The organism is Vibrio sp. 10N.222.46.A1, assembly GCF_041473595.1.
GTDB classification, from domain to species: Bacteria; Pseudomonadota; Gammaproteobacteria; order Enterobacterales; family Vibrionaceae; genus Vibrio; species Vibrio tasmaniensis_A.
Map to the genome: position 1 here is coordinate 1 of NZ_JBFRSN010001558.1, position 826 is coordinate 826.

The window sequence follows — 826 nt, forward strand, 5'->3', positions numbered from 1 at the left end:
GTGTTGCCCTTATCCTCGGTCAACACCAACCGTTTAGTAGTGGCCCTAGAGGGTTTTGTCTCGCTAAAGCCAATCAACGAGACCAATCGGGCTCTATTACCGTCAAACTCAACATCGCCTTGCCTTTTACCGCGCACGTCACCACAGAGAAAGGTCAAAATTTCTCGCTTTTTATCAACCCTAAAGCCGTCCCTGCGGTGGTGAATGAGTTTATTCCGCTTCGCTCTACTGCAGAGAAAAGTGTCTTTGAAAAAGATCTCGAATACCCTTTGGCCTTGGGGCAACTCACCAAACAAATGATACATTGGCAGCGTTCAAAGACGCCTATCCCAGGGTTTCGTGTCCATCCGATTGACCCCGAAACCCTCCCCAAAGACACGTCGCCACTGGCCATTATTCCGCAGACCCTTTTTGTAGGCCGCCCCTTCTCAGGGCTTATTTATCAAGTTAAAAACCAATCCAATGACACCGTCACTCTGACCGAAGCGCAATTTTACAGTTACGCCAGTCGGAGCGCCTCACTTGACCGTTATACCTTACCCCCAGGTGAATCTACACATCTGTACATCATCACAGGAGGTCGCGAATGAAACGATTGAAACAGTGGCTTTTTAGAGAGTCAGACTTAGAGGATGGAGTGCTCGCCAATGACCAAAGTAAGCAGCGTAACCAAATACTCAGCCTGTTAGCCGTTGCGCTCTTAGTCGCAGTTTTTTTTGCGTTTAAAGCCTTTAAACAACCTCGAACCTCGCTAGATACTGCGAAAGAAGTCGTTGAGCCAGCCCCCAATTTTGGGGAAATCATTACTGATGATTTTACCGACAAA

1 protein-coding gene and 1 pseudogene are annotated in these 826 nt (G+C 47.8%); both read left to right on the forward strand.

All coding sequences use genetic code 11. From position 1 onward, the window contains the following. Positions 1 to 590 (forward strand): type-F conjugative transfer system secretin TraK (gene traK / locus AB4496_RS28065; RefSeq protein WP_372133317.1); only part of this gene is annotated, 590 nt, incomplete at its 5' end. Continuing rightward, positions 587 to 826 (forward strand): annotated as a pseudogene (locus AB4496_RS28070) (DNA repair protein); the annotation flags it as partial. The gene traK and the pseudogene AB4496_RS28070, both read left to right, overlap by 4 nt.